Origin of the sequence: Nonomuraea sp. 3N208 (assembly GCF_052245935.1) — a bacterium.
Taxonomy (GTDB): domain Bacteria; phylum Actinomycetota; class Actinomycetes; order Streptosporangiales; family Streptosporangiaceae; genus Nonomuraea.
The window spans coordinates 81,741-97,652 of record NZ_JBQQBR010000024.1 but is presented as its reverse complement, the minus strand read 5'-3'; the positions used below and the strand labels follow the sequence as shown (position 1 = coordinate 97,652).

The following is a 15,912-nucleotide window of genomic DNA, read 5'->3' as shown; positions in this document are numbered from 1 at the left end:
AAATTCTTACAGGTGATGGGATCTTATGACTACGGCCGGGCCGACGGGCGACGCCCTGGTCGAGATGCTGGCCGCGCTGGCCAACCCGCTGCGGCTGCGCATCGTCGCCAGGCTGGCGGACGGCCGTGACTACGTCAGCCACCTGGCGCGCGAGATCGGGGTGAGCCGCCCGCTCCTCCACATGCACCTGCGCAAGCTCGAGGCCGCCGGGCTGATCGTCGGCAGCCTGGAGCTGTCGGACGACGGCAAGGCCATGAAGTACTACGACGTCACGGACTTCAGCCTGCACCTGACCGCATCGGCACTGGCCGAGGCGGCGAAGACGTTGACCCCGGAGAAGGGTCCTGAAGCCGAGGAGCACACCTGATGCTGGATTCGTGGCCAGAGGCGATCTTCTACCTCGGCGTGCTGGTCTTGGTCGCCTTCCTGATCGCGCTCGTCATCGTGGGCACGTTCGAGACACGCAAGCTCAAGCTCCAGGCCGACCAGGCCGAGGATCTGCGCCAGCTCGTGCGCCGGTTCGAGCAGCTCGCCGAGAGCACTTTAGACGCCCAGCAACGCGCCGCCACCGACCTGGCCGAGCTGCGGTCCCGTACGGCGTCGATCGAGCAGATCCTCCGCACCGTGGAATGACCCTGCCAGACTGCGGTGCACGGGCGCCGACGGTCATGGCCTCGGAGGTGCATTCCTGCTGCGAACCGGCGGTGACTGCGACAACTCGGGGACCGATCGGACGACGAAGATAATCAAGGCGATGGCTATCGTGAAAGCTCCGGAGAGCATGGCCAGCATCGCTATGCCCCCCTCGCCGTCGGGATCGCCGATTCCGGACGGCCGGCCCCGAGCCCAGTTCTCCGTGGCAAAGCTCAGTCCCGTGACGAGAACGCCGAACACCATCGTGATCCAACCGAGGACGTAGCCCGGAGTGCGTGCCAGCTTCGTCACACTGAGCACGATGCCGGTCACCAGCCCGATCGGGACGGTCACGACCTGGGCCACGACCAGCGCCATCAGGGCCGCGAGACTCGTGTGCCCGAAGCCGTCGCCGCGTTGCAGCCACAGCAGCGGGACGAACGGCAGGCCGCCCACAAGCCCGAGGGCCAAGCACCGAATGATCGCCACGGACATGATGATCCTGGACTTGCCGGACGACGCACCACCCCGGCGGCATAATTACCCCGATGCCGAAATTTCCGGATTTGGCGGAGTACGCGGCGGCGATCGCGCCCATCATCGACGCGGCCCATGTCAACGTGCATGCCTCGGCGCTCAAGGCGGTCACCCGGCTCGCCGAGACGTCCGGCGTGACCCCGGGCCTGCTGTCCGACCTGCGGTTCGCGCTTCCCCTGCGACCGGTGACCCGAGCCCAGCTCGCCGACGTCTACCGATACAGGGAGGCGGGCGTCCAGGAGCACCTGCGCGAGGGCACGCTGGGGGAGAACGACGGCGTCCTTCGGCTCACGGCGCACGGACTGGAGTTCATCCACAGGCTCTATGAGCTGCATGCCGCCGCGACCGAGCGGGTCTGGGACGGGCACGACCTTCCCGGGCTGGCAGGGCTGGCGGGCAGGGTGCTCGACGAGGCCGGGCGGGCACCGGGCAGTGCGCTGAAGGCGGTGGTGCCGCCGTACGAGCCGGAGTGGGCGACGCAAGGAGTCGTGCTGTTCAACCGGCTCGCCGTGCTCCGCTACCACCGCGCGGACGCGCATGCCGCCGCCTGGCAGGCAGCGGGCCTGTCCGCAGCCGAGATCGTCGGGCTGCGGGACGGGCCGCTGCGTGCCGGGATCGAGTCGGACACCAACCTGCGGGCCGGGGCGCCGTACGGAGTGCTGTCCGCGGACGAGCGGGACACCCTGTACGAAGGCCTGCTGAAGCTCGTCTAAAGCGCCGCGAGCAGGCGGCCGACCTGGGTGCGGTCGTTCACGCCGAGCTTGTCGTAGGCGGCCTGCAGGTGGTTGGCCGCCGTCCGGGTGGACAACGTCAGCCGGGCGGCGATCTGCCGGTTCGTCAACCCTGCGGCGGCGAGCTGGACGATCTCCCGCTGCCGCGGCGTCAGATCGGGTGTGGCCAGCTCCACCAGTGCGGGCGTCGTGATGCCCGGGCAGCGCTTGGCCAGCGCCCACGCCCTGGTCTGCGCGCCCGTGGCGAGGCTGCCGCGGCCGGCGTCCCGGTATGCGGCGGCCTGCTGCGCCCTGGCCTCGGCCGCGTACAACACCAGCCCGAGCCGCTCGAACTCGCCCGCCACGACCTCCAGCCCAGCCGGGTCCCCGAAGACCCGCGCATGCCTGGCGAGGAGGCCGGCCAGCGGCCCGTCCACGCGTTGCGCCAGGGCCGACAGCCGGTCCGCGGCCGGCCCCGGCGCGCCGAGGCGCACCAGGTCGTGCAGCGCGAACATCAACGGGCCTACCTGCTCGTGCCGCTCCGCCAGATCGGCGGCCACGAGGGACAGGCGCACCGCCTCGTCCAGATCGCCCTCCGCCGCCGTCACCCAGACCGCGGCCTGCAGCACGGGCTGGCGGGTGAACGGCCAGCGTGCCGCCATCTCCTCCGCCTCCGTGAGCGTGGCGCGAGCCTGCTCCGTCCGCCCGAGCAACGCCAGCGCGTGAGCCAGCTCACCCAGGCATCTGCCCAAGTAGGGCGTACGCGCCGGCATCCGGGCGGCGTCGTCGCGGCACCACCTCACCGCCCCAGCCGCGTCCCCGCTCAGCCTGCTGACCAGCGCACGGTAGGCACCGAAGCCGGTCACCGACAGCTCCCCGGCAGGCAGTCCCATGCCCTCCTCAGCAGTCCGCGCGGCCGCCGCCAGCCGCCCGCTGAACACCTGCGCGGCGCACCGCGCGTCCACCAGCGTCGGCAGCGCGTGCGGCGCTTCGTCCCCCCAGCCTGCCATGCCCGCCAGCAGTCCTTCGGCCACCGTGAGGCTGTGCTCGTAGCGGCCCGCGTACGCGTCCACCCACGCCTCCAGGCAGGCCGCGTGCGCCGCGCCTCGCACAGTCCCCGGCGTGCACCCGAGTGCCCGAGCCAGCCACCCGGCGGCCCCGGTCAGGCGACCGGCGAGGAAATCCGCCACACCGCGGTAAACGCAGACCTCCTGCCGCCAGGCCGGGTCGGTCAGCGTCTCCGCCGCCAGATCGAGCACCCGGCACGCCTCGGCATCCGCGCCCGCCCAGGCCAAGTTGATCCCCAGGCTGGCGGCGTGCTGGGCGCGATCGCCCTCGGTGACCGCGTCCCGCGCCGCCCGCCGCAGCGACTCCACCGCCGCGTCGGTGTCGCCGAGCACCATGAGGACCTCGCCGAGCAGTGCCAGCGCCGCCACGCCCGCCCCGGCGTCCATCGCCGCCCTGGCCAGACGCGCCGCGAGCCGGGGGTCCTGGCGAGCCCAGGCCAGCCGCGCGGCCGCCACCAGCGTCTCCGGCGCGGCGGCCGAGCCGCTGTCCAGTCGCCACACGGCCGCCCGCAGCTGGTCCTCGCGCCGCCGCAGCCCCGTGGCCTCCAGCGCCTCGGCCAGCATCCGCCGCCGGCGCCGGGCCCGTAACGTGCCGCAGCCGGCACGTACGACCTCGCCGTAGAGGGGGTGGCCGAGCCGCAGGAGCTCGCGCCGCCCCTCGCCCTCGGTCACGACCAGACCGCGGTCCTCCACCCGCTCGACCGCCCGGGCGGAGGTCAGCTCCGCCAGCAGGCCGCCGCCCAGTGGCTCGCCGAACGCCACCAGCTCGAGCACCTCGCGTTCGTCCTCGTCGAGGTGGCCGATCCGGTCGATCACGAGCTCGCGCAGCCGCGTGGTCATGGACAGCTCTCCTCGCCAGCGCCACTGCCCGTCCCGCTCGGCCAGGCACCCGGAGGTGCGGCCCGCGTGCACGACCTCGCGCAGGTAGAGCACGTTGCCCCCGCTGACCCTGGCCAGGTGCCGTACGGTCTCCGCGGCCACCTCGCCGCGGAGCGCGCCCGCCAGCACCTGCCCGACCTCGTCCCCGGTCAGCGGCGGCAGCTCGATCCTGGTGATCAGCTCGTCCTTCCACAACGCGGCGACGGGAGCCGGCTGCGGTTCGCCACTGCGTACCGTGACCAGCAGTTTCGCCTCGCCGTTCGCGGCGAGGTAGTGCACCAGCGCCGCCGAGGCCTGATCGAGCCGATGTGCGTCGTCCACGCTGACCACCAGCGCGCCGGAGCTCGCCCGCCGGATGCGAGCTCCGGCGCGCAGGTGGCGAGTGGCCCAGCGCAGCAGGTTCTCCCCGCCCTCCGGCGGCCCCGTCAGCACGTGCGCGAACGCGCCGAACGGGATCGCCGACGCGGTCTCGGTGCCCAGCGCGCGCACGACCGTGTACTCCTTCTGCCCGGCCAGCGCCTGCTCCGCCAGCCGGCTCTTGCCGACCCCTGCCTCCCCGGCGATCATCACGCCTGCTCCCGACCGCAAAGCCTCCCGTACGGTCGCGAGTGGCCCCCCTCGCCCGACGAACGGCCATCCGCTCCCCAGCTGCTCGCTCATCGCGCCTCCTCTCCGCCGCCCATGGTGCGGGACGAACGTTCGCGAGAGGTTCAGGAAGAGTCGCCATCCAGTCCGGCGGCTTCGCGCAGAAGGTCCAGCAGCGCTTCGGGCCCGTTGAACGGCACCGGCTCGCGCCCGACCTCTTCGAGCAGCCCAAGGAGCCGGCCGCCTGATTGTTCGGGCTCGACCAGCCGGACGATGACCGTTCTCACATGGAGCACCATCTCCCCGACCGGTTCAGGTCTGGTTCAGGTGGGGTACGGGGCGGGCTCGACCTCCAGCTCACGCATACGTTCCGCGTAGAGGTGGTAGCGCCTGCGGGCGTCGCCGCGGCGGCCCGCCAGATCGAGCACCCGCACCAGACCCAGGTGGGCGCGCTCGTCGTAACGGTCGCGCTCAAGCAGCCGAAGCCAGTAACGCGCGGCCTCGTCGTAGCGGCGCTCGCCGGCGCGGGCGGCGGCGAGCCTGGCCGCGGCCTGCACGTACCCGAGCCTGGCCTGCTCGCGCAGGCCGACCGCCCAGTCCGCGTACGGGTCCTCCTCGCAGAATTCGCCGCCGTACGCGCTCTCGGCGGCCGCCCACCGCTCCAGCGCCTCGGCGGTGCGGCCGGCCTGGTCAAGTCTGGTGGCCGCGGCCACCAGGTCCAGAAATGTCTCGACATCGAGGTCAACGTGCGACAAGTCCAGGCGTAACGCGCCCTCTTCGGAGACCACGATGTCGTCGGGAGGGCGTTCCCGCTCGGGGTCCAGCACCGCCCGCAAGGTCGACACCATGACGTTCAACCGCCGCAGCCCGACCGCCTCGTCCTCCTGCTCCGGCCAGAGGATCTCCACCAGGCGCTCCCTGCTCATCCCGCTCCCCCGGCGGCCGGCCAGGATCTTCAGCAGGTCGCGGGCCTTACGGGACTGCCAGGCGGTACGCGCGACCGGCACGCCACCCAGCAGGACGCGGAACGTTCCCATGGTCTCGACGAGGACCCTGGCCTGCGGCTCGGGCACGGCGCGGGCGATCAGCGCGTCGATCCGGTCGTCCAGTGCCCGGCAGCCGATGGCGTGCATGCGCTCGCGTACCGTCATGGCGGTGTCCCGGCCGGTCGCCAGGTCGGCCAACTCCGCCCGGACCAGCTCGGCCCTGGCCTGCCCGATCGGGTCGCCGAGCATCGTCCACTTGCTCACCGCCTCGTCGGCGAGCTTGGAATCGCCGGTGAGCACGGCGCGCAGCTCCACGATGGCGGCCTGGGCGGCGTGGTCCCTGCGCCGGACCGCGACGAGCTCGGTCTCCTCCAGCAGCTCCCTGGCGCGGGCGGGCTGCCCTGCGGCCATGGCCACGCGTGCGGCCGCGATCCGGGCGCCGACTCCCGCGATGCCCTCGGCGTGCTCCAGCGCCTGGTCGGCGACGCGGACGGCCTCCTCGAGGTCGTCGGCGGCGAGCAGCTCGGCCAGCGCGTTGAGCGCGTTGGACCGCACCTGCACGTCGCCGGCCGGTGCCTCGGCGATGATCCGCCGGTGGATCGCGACCGCCGCCGTACGGTCGCCGCGCAGCGCGTGGATCTCGCCCAGCCGGAGCAGCCCGTAACTGACCATTTTGGAGCCCACGGCCTCCCACCCGGCCACCGCGGTGGCGGCTTCGGTGGCGGCCTCCTCCAGGCGGCCGAGCCCGGTCAGCGCCTGGGCCCGGTTGGTGGCGTTGAGCGTGGCGAAAGGGGCGAACGACAAAAGGTCCACCAGCCGACCGGCGAGGTCCGTCTCGGCCAGCGCATCGGCATAGGCGCCTTCGTCCAGATAGCGGGAGGCGCGGTTGGCGTGGATGCGGATGAGCTGGACGACGTCGCCGGCGCGTTCGGCGTACTCCAGGGCCCGCAGATAGTGGGCGTCGTTGGCGCGGCGGTCGCCGTCGAGTGAGGCGAGCATGGCCAGCACCGTGTGCGCCATCGCCAGGGCGGCCGGGTCGCCCAGAGCCCTGGCCTGCTCCATGGCCTTGTCGGCGAGCTCGGCGCAGCCTGCCCGATCGCCTTTCATCCACAGCACGGAGGCGGCGGAGGCGGCGCACATGGCGGCGTCGGCGGGCGGGAAGCCGTGCTCGTGGCCCCTGGAGTACATGGCGATCGCCGCGTCGTAGTCGCCGCGCCGGTGGTCGATGAAGGCGAGCCGCCTGGCCACGAACGCGTCGAACGCCGGGCCTTCGGCGGCCTGGGCGAGCAGGTCGCGGGCCGCGTTCCAGCGGCCGCGGTTCTGCTCGGCGATGCCCGCCAGCTTGAGCATCAGAGGTGATCGCCGGGCGGCCTCGGGTAGCAGGTCGAACGCGGCGAGGAGCACGTCGCCGCGTTCGGCCAGGCGCAGGCCGTACGCGTCGAGGAGCGAGGCGGCCAGGCCGGAGTGCGCGGTGGCGACGGCGGCACGCAGGGCCAACTCGGGCTGGTCGTGCTCGACGTACCAGCGGGCGGCGACCGCGGCCACGTCGTGGGCCTCGTGCCGGTCCAGCGGGGCATGCCGGGACAGGACGTGCGCGCTGGTCTGGGTGAGGCAGTGGCCGTCCTGGTCGGCCTCAAGGAACAGGCCGCGGCTGGTCAGCGAATCGAGCGTGCCGGGCGGCGCGCCGAGCGCCGCGGCCAGGTCGCCGGTCAGCACCGGCAGCACGGTGGCGGCACGCAGCAACTCCCGCATGGCGGCAGGGAGGTCATTGAACGCATCGAGCGTCAGGCGTTCGAGGGTGGCGGAGGTTCCTGCCAGGGCGGCGGCGGTACGTGGCCACGTGGCGGGGTCTTCCCTGGCCAGCGTGTCGAGCGCGGCCTGGACGGCGGCGGGCCAGCCGCCGCAGGCGTCGTGCAGCGTGGCCGCCACGGCGGCGCCCGGCTCCCCCAGCCGTTCACGGGCCCAGGCGGCGGTCTCCTCCGGGGTGAGCGCCAGATCGGTGGCGTCGAGATCGAGCACCTCGTGGTCCTGGCGCAGCCGCGCCGTCGGGAACGGCAGCGGCGCCCGCGACGCGGTCACCAAGTGCAGGTGCCGGGGCGCGGCCCGAACCAGCGTCTCCACGTAACGTACGGCCCCCGGCGCGCCCGCGATCGCCTCGACCCCGTCGAAGACCACGGCCAGCGCCTGCCGCAGCCGCCTCGAAAGCGCCTCGGCCAGCGCGCCCGCCAGCGCCGCCGCCCTGGACAGCTCGTCGGCGTTGGGGTCGAGCGGCGCCTGAGCCGTCGTGATGAGATCGGCGGGCAGCCCAGGCACCGCCTCCGAGAGGGCCGCGGCCACGGCTCCGGCCAGCGTGGGCAGGTCTCGGTCGGCAGGCCCGAGCCGGTGCAGCACCGCCCCGACGGCCTGGCTCCACCCGGCCAGCGCGATGGATTTCCCGTAACCTGTAGTGGCCACGAGCATGGTGAGCCTGTGCGTCAGCGCCCCGTCCAACCGCCGGTCGAGGGCGGGACGGGGTTGCACCCACCCTCGGTCCACCCCCGCATCGTACGAGCGGCTCCACAGTTCGCAAAGTGCCACCTCCCGGTAACCGGCCGGAAGGCGCACTATGGTCGTACTTCTTTTACAGGAGGCACCGTGGAACAGGATCTGCCCAGCGGTGCGAGGCTGATCGTGGGGGTGGACGAGTCCCCGGCCTCGCGTTGGGCGCTGGCCTGGGCCATCGGGGCGGCCAGGCTGCACCGGATGACCCTGGTCGCCGTGCACGTAAGCCGCGCGCCCGTCCATCCCTTCCCCGAAGCCCTGCCGGTGCAGCATGCCGTCAGGCTGGGTGAGGAGGCACGCTGCACCGAAGTGGTCGGTGCGGCGTTCGACGACGTGGCGGGCGGGGTGCCCGACGATCTCGTAACTGCCGTGGTCGCCCGGGTCGGTGATCCCGGCTACCACCTCGTGGACCTGGCGCGGGAGGGCGATCTGCTGGTGCTCGGCCGGGGACGGCGCGGGCTGCTCAGCCGGATCTTCCTTCCGTCCACCAGTATGTACTGCGCCCGGCACGCCCGGACCACGGTCGTGATCGTGCAGCAGCCTTCGGCGCCCGACGACCCGGACATGTCAGGAGAACGGAACCGGCGATTCTGGACCCGCCGACATCCGTAGCGATCTCTTCAGCAGGCGCAGCCCTTCCGGGATGCGATCCCTGCCGATCGCGCCGTAGCCCAGGACCAGGCCCGGCTGCGCCGGGGTCTCGCCACAGTACGACTCCAGCCGCTCCAGTGCCAGGCCGGGCGCGGGGCGTACGGACACGCCGGGCGCGAGGCGGGCGCACAGGTGCAGGCCCGCGGCGGACGGGACCGGGCGCAGGCGGTCGTCCTCGTCGAGCATTTCCGCGATCATGGCGTGCCTGGCGGCGTACTCGCGGGTCGCCTTCCTGATGTGCCTGGCCAGGAGCCCCTCGTCGATGAAGCGGGCCAGGGCCGCCTGGGTCGGCAGCTCACCGTGCCAGTCGGACAGCTGCCTCGCCGTCCGCAGTGCCGGGGCGAGCGAGGCGGGCGCGACGAGGAAGCCGAGCCTGAGCATGGGGAGCAGGGTCTTGGAGAACGAGCCGACGTAGATCACGCGTCCGGCGCGGTCGAGGCTCTGGAGAGGTTCGAGTGGCCGATCACCGAAGCGGAACTCGCTGTCGTAATCGTCCTCGATCACCACTGCCCGGCGGCGTTCCGCCCAGGCCAGAAGGGCGGCGCGGCGGGCCATCGACATGGGCGTGCCCAGGGGGAACTGGTGGGACGGGGTGACGTACACGACGCGGGCGGCGTTCGGGATGGCCTGGACGTCGATGCCCTCGGCGTCGGCCGGGACGCCGGCCACGCGGGCGCCGAGGGAGCGGAACAGCAGGCGGGCGGGCGGGTAGCCGGGCTCTTCGACGGCCACGCAGGCACCCGGCTCGATGAGGACGCGGCCGATGAGGTCCAGCGCTTGCTGGGCGCCGTTCGTGATCAGCACGTCGCGGGTGGCGGCGTGCACTGAGCGACTAAGGCCGATATGTCGCGAAATTGCGTCTCTTAGCGGCTCGTACCCGGAAGGGTCGCCGTAGGTGGCGGCGCCGACCCGCAGCTCGCGGGCCACCAGCCGGCGCCAGGTCTCCATCGGGAACAGGCGGGGATCGGGCACGCCGACGCGGAAGTCGTACGGGGCGTCCGGCGTGGGAACGGGCGGGCCGAGCTCCCGCCAGATCGCCCGCGGCCGGACAACGCCCTTGGGCGCGGCCCTGCCGCGGACCGGCTCGGCCGACACGAACGTGCCCGCGCCCGCCCTCCCCTCCAGGAAGCCGTCGGCGACGAGGCGGTCGTAGGCGAGCGCGACCGTGTTCCTGGAGATCTCCAACCGGCGGGCCAGCTCCCGCGTCGGAGGGAGGCGTTCGCCCGAGCGCAGGCGGCCGTCGAGTATGGCGTCGAGCAGCTGACGGTAAACCTGTGCGGCCAGGTCACCGCGGCCTTGGAGAGTGACGTGGAGGTCCATCTTGGCCCAATCAGTTTGCCAGAAACTGGAGCTTACCTCGGGACAAGTTGCGATCGAAGATAGGTGCATGACAGAGCGAATGGATCTCGGGTCGCTGGCCGGTGAGGCGTACAAGGCGATGGCCGGGCTGGACAGGTTCGTCGCCGCCGGCACGCTCCCCAAGCCCCTCCTCGAGCTGGTACGCCTGCGCGCCAGCCAGATCAACGGCTGCGTCTACTGCGTGGACATGCACAGCTCGGACGCCAAGCAGGCCGGGGAGAGCGACGCCCGCCTGCACGCGGTCGCAGTGTGGCGCGAGGCGCCCTTCTTCACCGGCCAGGAACGGGCCGCGCTCGCCTTCACCGAGGCGGCCACCAGGCTCTCCACCTCCGATGTCACGGACGAGGTCTGGGAGCAGGCCGCCGCGCACTTCACCGAGCAGGAGCTGGCCGCGCTCGTGGTGGCCGTGGCCACCATCAACGCCTGGAACCGGATGGGCGTCGCCACGCGGATGACGCCGGAGTCGTACAAGTGATCGGGCGCCTGGCACGGCCGTTGGGAGCGGCCGTGCACGGCCGGCCGGAGGTGTCGCCCGGACGGCGCATCCTGGCTCAGGCGCAGTTCGCGAACTCCGTCGGCGACGGCGCCTACCTCGTCACCTCCGCGTTCTACTTCGCCAGGATCGTCGGCCTGCCGGCCGCCGAGATCGGCCTCGGACTCACGCTGGGCTGGGCCGTCGGCACATTGGCCGGCGTCCCGCTCGGCCACCTGGCCGACCGGCGGGGCCCGCGCGGCGTCGCCGTTCTGCTGGCGATCGCGACGGCCGCGGCGGTGGTCTCGTTCATGTTCGTCCGGTCGTTCGCACCGTTCGTGCTGGTGGCCTGCTTGTACGGGACGGCGCAGACAGGCCTGTCCGCCGCCCGCCAGGCCCTGCTGGCCGGGCTGGTGGAGCCTGAGGAACGTACCGTGGTGCGGGCGACCCTGCAGGCCACGCTGAACGGCGGCCTGGCCGTCGGGGCCGGTCTCGGCGGGCTCGTGTTGTGGATCGGCACTCCGTCCGCGTACCTGACGTTGTTCGCACTGGACGCCGTGAGCTTCCTCATCGCCGCGGCGCTGCTGCTCAGACTGCCTGCCGTACGGCCCGCCGGAGCCCGGCCGGTCCCCGCCACCGGGCCCAAGCTGGCCGTGCTCAGGGACCGCCCCTATGCCGTCATCACGCTGATCAACGCGGTGATGCTCTTCTACATGCCGCTGCTGAGCGTTGTCGTGCCGCTGTGGATCGCCGAGCGTACCGCCGCCCCCTCCTGGGTGGTCTCGGCGCTGCTGCTCATCAACACCGGCAGCGTGCTGCTCCTCCAGGTGCGGATGGCCCGGCGGGTCACAGGGCTGCGGGGCGCGACGTCGTCGGTGCGGCAGGCCGGGCTGGTGATGCTCGCGGCCTGCGTGGTGTTCGCGCTCAGCCCGTACGGGTGGGCCTTCCTGCTGGTGGCGACGGCGCTGCTGGTCGTGGGTGAGATGCTGCTCGCCGCCGGGGCCTGGGAGATCAGCTTCGGGCTCGCCCCGGATGACCGGCAGGGCCAGTACCAGGGCTTCTTCGGCACCGGCGTGGCCGTGGCCAGGATGTGCGGGCCGGTTGCGCTCACCACGCTGGTGCTCGGCGGCGGGACGCTCGGGTGGCTGTTGCTCGGCACGATATTCGTGACGGCCGGCGCCGCGATGGCACCCGCCGTCAGATGGGCTCTGAACCGTACGGCACCGGCCGCCGGCCTCGCGCTCACCTGAACCAAGTAGGCGAACGCCCAGACAGGTTGCCCTTGATCGTGGCCAGCGTCCCGCGCGACAACCGGATGGCATCGGCGGCCACCCGCCACCCGCCATCCGCCCGAGCCGTCACGCCGTCCCGCTTGTTCAGCTTGCGCTCGATGGGGTTGGCGCAGGACGCGCAGATCATGCCGCGGATCGTGAGCTCGACCGCGTTCTGCCGGTCATCCGGTGAGGGAGGACATCACCTCTCCTTTCTCCACTGTCCGCGTCCTGTCGTCCGTTCAGTGTGTGTGGTCGTGGCCGGCCGACGGGACGTGCCCGTCCGCCAGGGTGGCCGGGGCCGTGAAGCTCGCCGTACGGACCTTGTCGTCGTGCTGGAAGTCCAGGAACAGCCGGTAGTCGCCGGTGCTCGGCACCTCGGCGTAGAAGACGATCTCCGGTCCGGCCTTCTTGCTGTCTTCTGGATGCACGTGCAGGTAAGCGAGGTCACCGGCGCGGAGCGCGACCAGGTGGCCGTACGCGCCGAGGTAGGGCTGCAGATCCGTGACCGGCTCGCCGCCCTTGTTGACCGTGAGGGTGAGCTTGCTGGACTGGCCCGGAACCAGGTTGCCGGCGAGGTTGACCGTGTAGTCGTCGACCGTCGCCGTACGGCTGACGTGCGGGAGCGGCTCGGGCTGGAAGTCGCCCGCGGCGTGCAGGTCCACGCCGAGCGTGAGCTTCTCGCCGCCCTTGGGGACGAAGTCGGCGAACGCCCGGTACGCGCCCGCCTTGGGAAGCGTCAGCTTGACCGACCACGTGCCGTCGGGGGCCATCTCCGGGTGTACGTGCTGGAAGCTCGTCAGGTCGCGCGAGGCGACGATGAAGTGCATCTTCTTGTCGTGCTCGACCTCGTAGCCGGTGACCGGCTTGTAGTCGGGGCCGATCACGGTGAACTTGAAGTCCATCGGCTGCCCGGTCACGGCCGTGGTGAGCGGGTTGAGCGTGTAACCGCCCTGCGACACCTGCAGTCCCGCAGGGGTATCGCCGTTGGCCTGCTGCGTGGCACCGCTGTGATGGCCGCCATGCCCGGCACTGCTCTCGTCGCCACGGCCTTCCGTCATCGCCTTCGCCAGCGCGACGGCGGGGTGGTTCGCGACGTGCGCCGGGACCTCCGCGGGCGTGGGACCGACCGCGCGCCCCAGGCCCAGGGCGCCGCCGAACACGACGGCCAGCCCCACGGCGTAGGCGCCGAGCCTGGCGGCCGTGTTCATGAGCGGCCCGCCAGTTCGTACCCCGCCTCTTCCACCGCGGCGGCGATCCGCGCCGCGTCGATCGGCTCGTCACTGTTGACCGTCAACAGGCCGCTGGCCAGGTCGACCTCCACAGAGGTGACCCCGGCGACCTCGCCGACCTCCTCCCTTACCGAGCTGACGCAGTGTCCGCAGGTCATGCCCTTGACGGTGTAGGTGGCGACGCTCATCGCGGTCTCCTCAGCAATGCTCACCATACCCCCATGCCGTATATGAAGCGATTCCCGGCTCATATTGGCGTACGCACGCACGCCCACCCGCGGCACCTTGTTCGCTCAGAGCTTCTTTCGCAGCGCCTTTATGCCATAGGCCACGCATCAGCATTAATCCGATATATACCTATATGTCTGATATAAGCGTGGGACGCTTGAACACATCGTCACTTTGAGTAATTGCCGCTAGGACGTCGCGCCGGATCTGGCGGGTATGGTGGGTGGGGGCTTGAACACTTGCTCTTCGCACATTCCGCACATCCGGTCCGTGCGCAACACAGGGACCGCAGCCATCCCTTGCTAGGCTGCTTTCAACCGTTGGGTCTCACCCCGGCAGGTGAGACCGTCGAAGAAGTGGGGTCACACCGTGAAGAAGCTGCTTGTTCTGGCGCTGATCGCCCTCGGGGGGTTGCTGATCTGGCGTAAGGTGCAGGCCGACCGCGCAGAGCTCGATCTCTGGACTGAGGCGACCGGCAGCGAGAACTAACCGACCGGCGAGGCGATGAGTGACATCGTCCCCATCAAGCTGGTGTGCCTGGACCTTGCGGGCACCACGGTCGGTGACATTGCCATGGTCGAGCGAGCCTTCGCCGAGGCGATCGCCACCCAGGGCATAGTGCCCGGGACTGGTGCATACGCACGTGCCATGGTTCACGTGCACCGGTCCCGGGGCTGCCCCAAGATAGATGTCTTCCGCGGGATCTTCCCCGGCAACGAGGCCCAGGCACAGGCGGCGAACCTGACGTTCGAGCGTTCCTACGAGGGCGCGCTGGAACGGGCAGGTCTCGTCCCCATGCCCGGAGTCATGGAGGTCCTGGAAAAGCTTCGCGGCACCGGCATCAAGCTCGCCTTGATCACCGGCTTCAGCCGCACCACGCTGGGCCGCATCCTGGGCGTGCTCGGCTGGCACGACAAGATCGACCTGGCCATCTCCCCCGAAGACGCCGGCGGCCGCGGCCGCCCCTGGCCCGACATGGTGCTGCACGCCGTACTCCGCCTTGGCGTGGAGGACGTCCGCAACGTGGCGGTGGTGGGTGACTCGGAGAGCGACATGCTGTGCGGCAGGCGAGCCGGCGCCTCGATCGTGGCCGGCCTGATGACCGGCGTCCACAGCCGGGAACGCCTCCTCAAGGGCGGCGCAACCCACATCCTGGACTCGATCATCGACTTCCCGGGTTTGGTCCTGAGCGACGACCTCGGCACGACGCAGATAGCTTCCTCGGCCCGGTAAGCTATCTTCGTCGAAGGGGCCTTAGCTCAGTTGGCAGAGCGCCTGCTTTGCAAGCAGGAAGTCAGGAGTTCGAATCTCCTAGGCTCCACCAGCAAGAAGACACCCCCGCTTAAGATCGATAAGCGGGGGTGCGTGTCTATCTGAGTGACTACGTATCTTCGGCCTCAGGAAAGATGGCGTCCATCGCTTCGGCACCCTGCAAGAGCACAGGCCGCAACTGGAACCGGTAGACCGTCTCGGTGACCACGGTAGTCGCATGGCCCACCAGCTGCGAGATGTCCTCGATCGGAACTCCCGAGTCCGACAGCAGACACGAAGCTGTGCCGAAGCTCCCTCGGCGTCCACTCGGCGCCAGCCAGGCCCACGCTGTCGGCCACCTTCCGGAAGTCGCGCCGCACGTTGGTCGCACTCAGTGGTGTTCCGGATGCGATCAGAATTTCGTGGTCTCATCAACCCGAGCCTCCTTCCGTATTTCGTCGACTCCCAGAACGCCCCTCAGGTCCGCGCCGCGCAGGTCCGCGCCAGCCAGGTGCGTGCCGCCCAGGTCCAAGCCGGCCAGGAAGGCGCCCCGCAGGTCCGCGTCGGCCAGTTCTGCGTCAACCAGTTTCGCGCTGCGCAGGTCCGCGCCAATGAGGGAGGCGCCTGTCAGGTCCGCGTTAGTCAGGTCCGCAACCTTCAGATTCGCACCATTCAGGTTCGCGCTGCGCAGGTCTGCGCCAGCAAGTTCCGTGTCATAAAGGTCCCCGCCAGCCAGGTTCAATTTGCGCAGGTCCGCCCTAGCAATACGGGACTGGACCAGGTTGGGCGCACGCGTATCTAGGGTGACGTTTCGACGGCCGATGACGGTCGATGCGGCTTGTATGTCAGTGGCGAGTGCCGGGGGCAGTTCCTTAAGGTTGACGCCGCGCTTACCCTTGTGGTCGTGCTCGCGAACGAACGCGGCCAGCACGTCGTATATGGTCTGGTGGTCGCGCGGGGAGTCTTGTGCGAGTCGTTCCAAGGCGTAGATGCCGCCCAAGCTAGGCCACCACTTGCTAGCTCAGAAGATAGCGACTGATGTAAGGTCTCTGGCTCAGATGCCTTAAAGTCATTGACCTGCGTAAACGCCTAGTCCAAGTTCTAGAAGAAAGGGCGGGGCGGTGCAGCACCGACGTGCAGCAACCCAACCGACCGACAGCGACCACTCGCGATCTTCATGGGCGGCTTGACCACCGCAACGACCCCTATCGACCTCAATGCCACGAGTTCGGGACGAAGAGCGCCAGCTGATTTGGCCCCCCACCCCAGCGGCCGTCGCCCCGAAGGCCGGTGAGGTGGGGGCGGGCTTTCGGAGTGGTCGAGCTGTGCCGCTGGTGGCCCAGGGGTGAAGAGCAACTGCTGACGCAACGGGTGGGCGAGCGCCGCGAACTGCACAGGCGCGCCGATCTCCAGAACATCCTCAGGAGGTGGCAAGTGGGAAGGCTGATCACGCATAACGAATGTGTGTAAACGTCTTTGACGTTTTCGTAAGAGCAGTGCTCTACTCCCT

General features: G+C 70.7%; 17 protein-coding genes and 1 tRNA gene. 9 read left to right on the top strand and 9 right to left on the bottom strand.

Annotation, left to right across the window (positions count from 1 at the left end; all coding sequences use genetic code 11):
- Window positions 1–25 precede the first annotated feature (25 nt).
- On the top strand, window positions 26–367 hold the full coding sequence (locus ACTWPT_RS32885) for an ArsR/SmtB family transcription factor (protein ID WP_443181392.1): 342 nt from the start codon (window positions 26–28) through the stop codon (window positions 365–367).
- The gene (locus ACTWPT_RS32880) at window positions 367–633 is read left to right on the top strand and encodes a hypothetical protein (protein ID WP_443181391.1); all 267 of its coding nucleotides are present in this window, start codon (window positions 367–369) and stop codon (window positions 631–633) included. The genes ACTWPT_RS32885 and ACTWPT_RS32880 overlap by 1 nt, the downstream gene beginning before the upstream one ends.
- A 33-nt stretch (window positions 634–666) precedes the next feature.
- Here the strand turns inward: ACTWPT_RS32880 and ACTWPT_RS32875 are convergent, their stop codons facing one another.
- The gene (locus tag ACTWPT_RS32875; protein WP_443181390.1) at window positions 667–1,128 is read right to left on the bottom strand and encodes a hypothetical protein; all 462 of its coding nucleotides are present in this window, start codon (window positions 1,126–1,128) and stop codon (window positions 667–669) included.
- Between the two features lie 53 nt (window positions 1,129–1,181).
- On the opposite strand from ACTWPT_RS32875, the gene ACTWPT_RS32870 reads away from it, so the two are divergent.
- The gene (locus ACTWPT_RS32870) at window positions 1,182–1,883 is read left to right on the top strand and encodes a hypothetical protein (RefSeq protein WP_443181389.1); all 702 of its coding nucleotides are present in this window, start codon (window positions 1,182–1,184) and stop codon (window positions 1,881–1,883) included.
- Here ACTWPT_RS32870 and ACTWPT_RS32865 read toward each other — a convergent pair.
- From ACTWPT_RS32865 to ACTWPT_RS32855, 3 genes are read right to left on the bottom strand one after another with little or no spacing between them, the layout of a single operon-like run.
- Window positions 1,880–4,486 carry a LuxR C-terminal-related transcriptional regulator gene (locus ACTWPT_RS32865; protein ID WP_443181388.1) on the bottom strand — a complete coding sequence of 869 codons (2,607 nt, stop codon included), beginning with the start codon at window positions 4,484–4,486 and terminating at the stop codon, window positions 1,880–1,882. The two genes, ACTWPT_RS32870 and ACTWPT_RS32865, sit on opposite strands and share 4 nt — an antisense overlap.
- A 50-nt stretch (window positions 4,487–4,536) precedes the next feature.
- Window positions 4,537–4,698 (bottom strand): hypothetical protein, encoded by a 162-nt coding sequence (locus ACTWPT_RS32860; RefSeq protein ID WP_443181387.1) that lies wholly within the window; start codon window positions 4,696–4,698, stop codon window positions 4,537–4,539.
- Window positions 4,699–4,734: 36 nt separating this feature from the next.
- Window positions 4,735–7,932, bottom strand: coding sequence for a BTAD domain-containing putative transcriptional regulator (locus ACTWPT_RS32855; RefSeq protein WP_443181386.1), 3,198 nt, complete (start codon window positions 7,930–7,932; stop codon window positions 4,735–4,737).
- A gap of 99 nt (window positions 7,933–8,031) precedes the next feature.
- Between ACTWPT_RS32855 and ACTWPT_RS32850 the strand changes: the two genes are divergently transcribed.
- Entirely contained in the window at window positions 8,032–8,550 is a 519-nt protein-coding gene (locus tag ACTWPT_RS32850) for a universal stress protein (RefSeq protein ID WP_443181385.1), read from the top strand.
- On the opposite strand, the gene pdxR is transcribed toward ACTWPT_RS32850, so the two are convergent.
- The gene (pdxR, locus tag ACTWPT_RS32845; protein WP_443181384.1) at window positions 8,506–9,909 is read right to left on the bottom strand and encodes a MocR-like pyridoxine biosynthesis transcription factor PdxR; all 1,404 of its coding nucleotides are present in this window, start codon (window positions 9,907–9,909) and stop codon (window positions 8,506–8,508) included. The two genes, ACTWPT_RS32850 and pdxR, sit on opposite strands and share 45 nt — an antisense overlap.
- A 67-nt stretch (window positions 9,910–9,976) precedes the next feature.
- On the opposite strand from pdxR, the gene ACTWPT_RS32840 reads away from it, so the two are divergent.
- Entirely contained in the window at window positions 9,977–10,423 is a 447-nt protein-coding gene (locus ACTWPT_RS32840) for a carboxymuconolactone decarboxylase family protein (RefSeq protein ID WP_443181383.1), read from the top strand.
- A 32-nt stretch (window positions 10,424–10,455) separates the two neighbouring features.
- Window positions 10,456–11,670, top strand: a complete 1,215-nt coding sequence (locus ACTWPT_RS32835) for an MFS transporter (protein WP_443181382.1) — start codon at window positions 10,456–10,458, stop codon at window positions 11,668–11,670.
- On the opposite strand, the gene ACTWPT_RS32830 is transcribed toward ACTWPT_RS32835, so the two are convergent.
- The 3 genes from ACTWPT_RS32830 to ACTWPT_RS32820 all read right to left on the bottom strand — a co-directional run bounded on the left by ACTWPT_RS32830 (window position 11,663) and on the right by ACTWPT_RS32820 (window position 13,111).
- Window positions 11,663–11,839 (bottom strand): heavy-metal-associated domain-containing protein, encoded by a 177-nt coding sequence (locus ACTWPT_RS32830; RefSeq protein ID WP_443181381.1) that lies wholly within the window; start codon window positions 11,837–11,839, stop codon window positions 11,663–11,665. The genes ACTWPT_RS32835 and ACTWPT_RS32830 overlap by 8 nt on opposite strands.
- A 94-nt stretch (window positions 11,840–11,933) precedes the next feature.
- The gene (locus ACTWPT_RS32825; RefSeq protein WP_443181380.1) at window positions 11,934–12,902 is read right to left on the bottom strand and encodes a hypothetical protein; all 969 of its coding nucleotides are present in this window, start codon (window positions 12,900–12,902) and stop codon (window positions 11,934–11,936) included.
- Window positions 12,899–13,111: a heavy-metal-associated domain-containing protein gene (locus ACTWPT_RS32820; protein WP_443181379.1), complete on the bottom strand. Its 213-nt coding sequence runs from the start codon at window positions 13,109–13,111 to the stop codon at window positions 12,899–12,901. The genes ACTWPT_RS32825 and ACTWPT_RS32820 overlap by 4 nt, the downstream gene beginning before the upstream one ends.
- 409 nt (window positions 13,112–13,520) lie before the next feature.
- Between ACTWPT_RS32820 and ACTWPT_RS32815 the strand changes: the two genes are divergently transcribed.
- The 3 genes from ACTWPT_RS32815 (at window position 13,521) to ACTWPT_RS32805 (ending at window position 14,475) form a co-directional block, all read left to right on the top strand.
- The gene (locus tag ACTWPT_RS32815; protein WP_020542320.1) at window positions 13,521–13,640 is read left to right on the top strand and encodes a DLW-39 family protein; all 120 of its coding nucleotides are present in this window, start codon (window positions 13,521–13,523) and stop codon (window positions 13,638–13,640) included.
- Window positions 13,641–13,655: 15 nt separating this feature from the next.
- Window positions 13,656–14,384 carry an HAD-IA family hydrolase gene (locus ACTWPT_RS32810; RefSeq protein ID WP_443181378.1) on the top strand — a complete coding sequence of 243 codons (729 nt, stop codon included), beginning with the start codon at window positions 13,656–13,658 and terminating at the stop codon, window positions 14,382–14,384.
- Window positions 14,385–14,399: 15 nt separating this feature from the next.
- Window positions 14,400–14,475, top strand: a tRNA-Ala gene (locus ACTWPT_RS32805).
- A gap of 339 nt (window positions 14,476–14,814) precedes the next feature.
- Here ACTWPT_RS32805 and ACTWPT_RS32800 read toward each other — a convergent pair.
- Window positions 14,815–15,402 carry a pentapeptide repeat-containing protein gene (locus ACTWPT_RS32800; protein ID WP_443181377.1) on the bottom strand — a complete coding sequence of 196 codons (588 nt, stop codon included), beginning with the start codon at window positions 15,400–15,402 and terminating at the stop codon, window positions 14,815–14,817.
- Window positions 15,403–15,912: the final 510 nt, after the last annotated feature.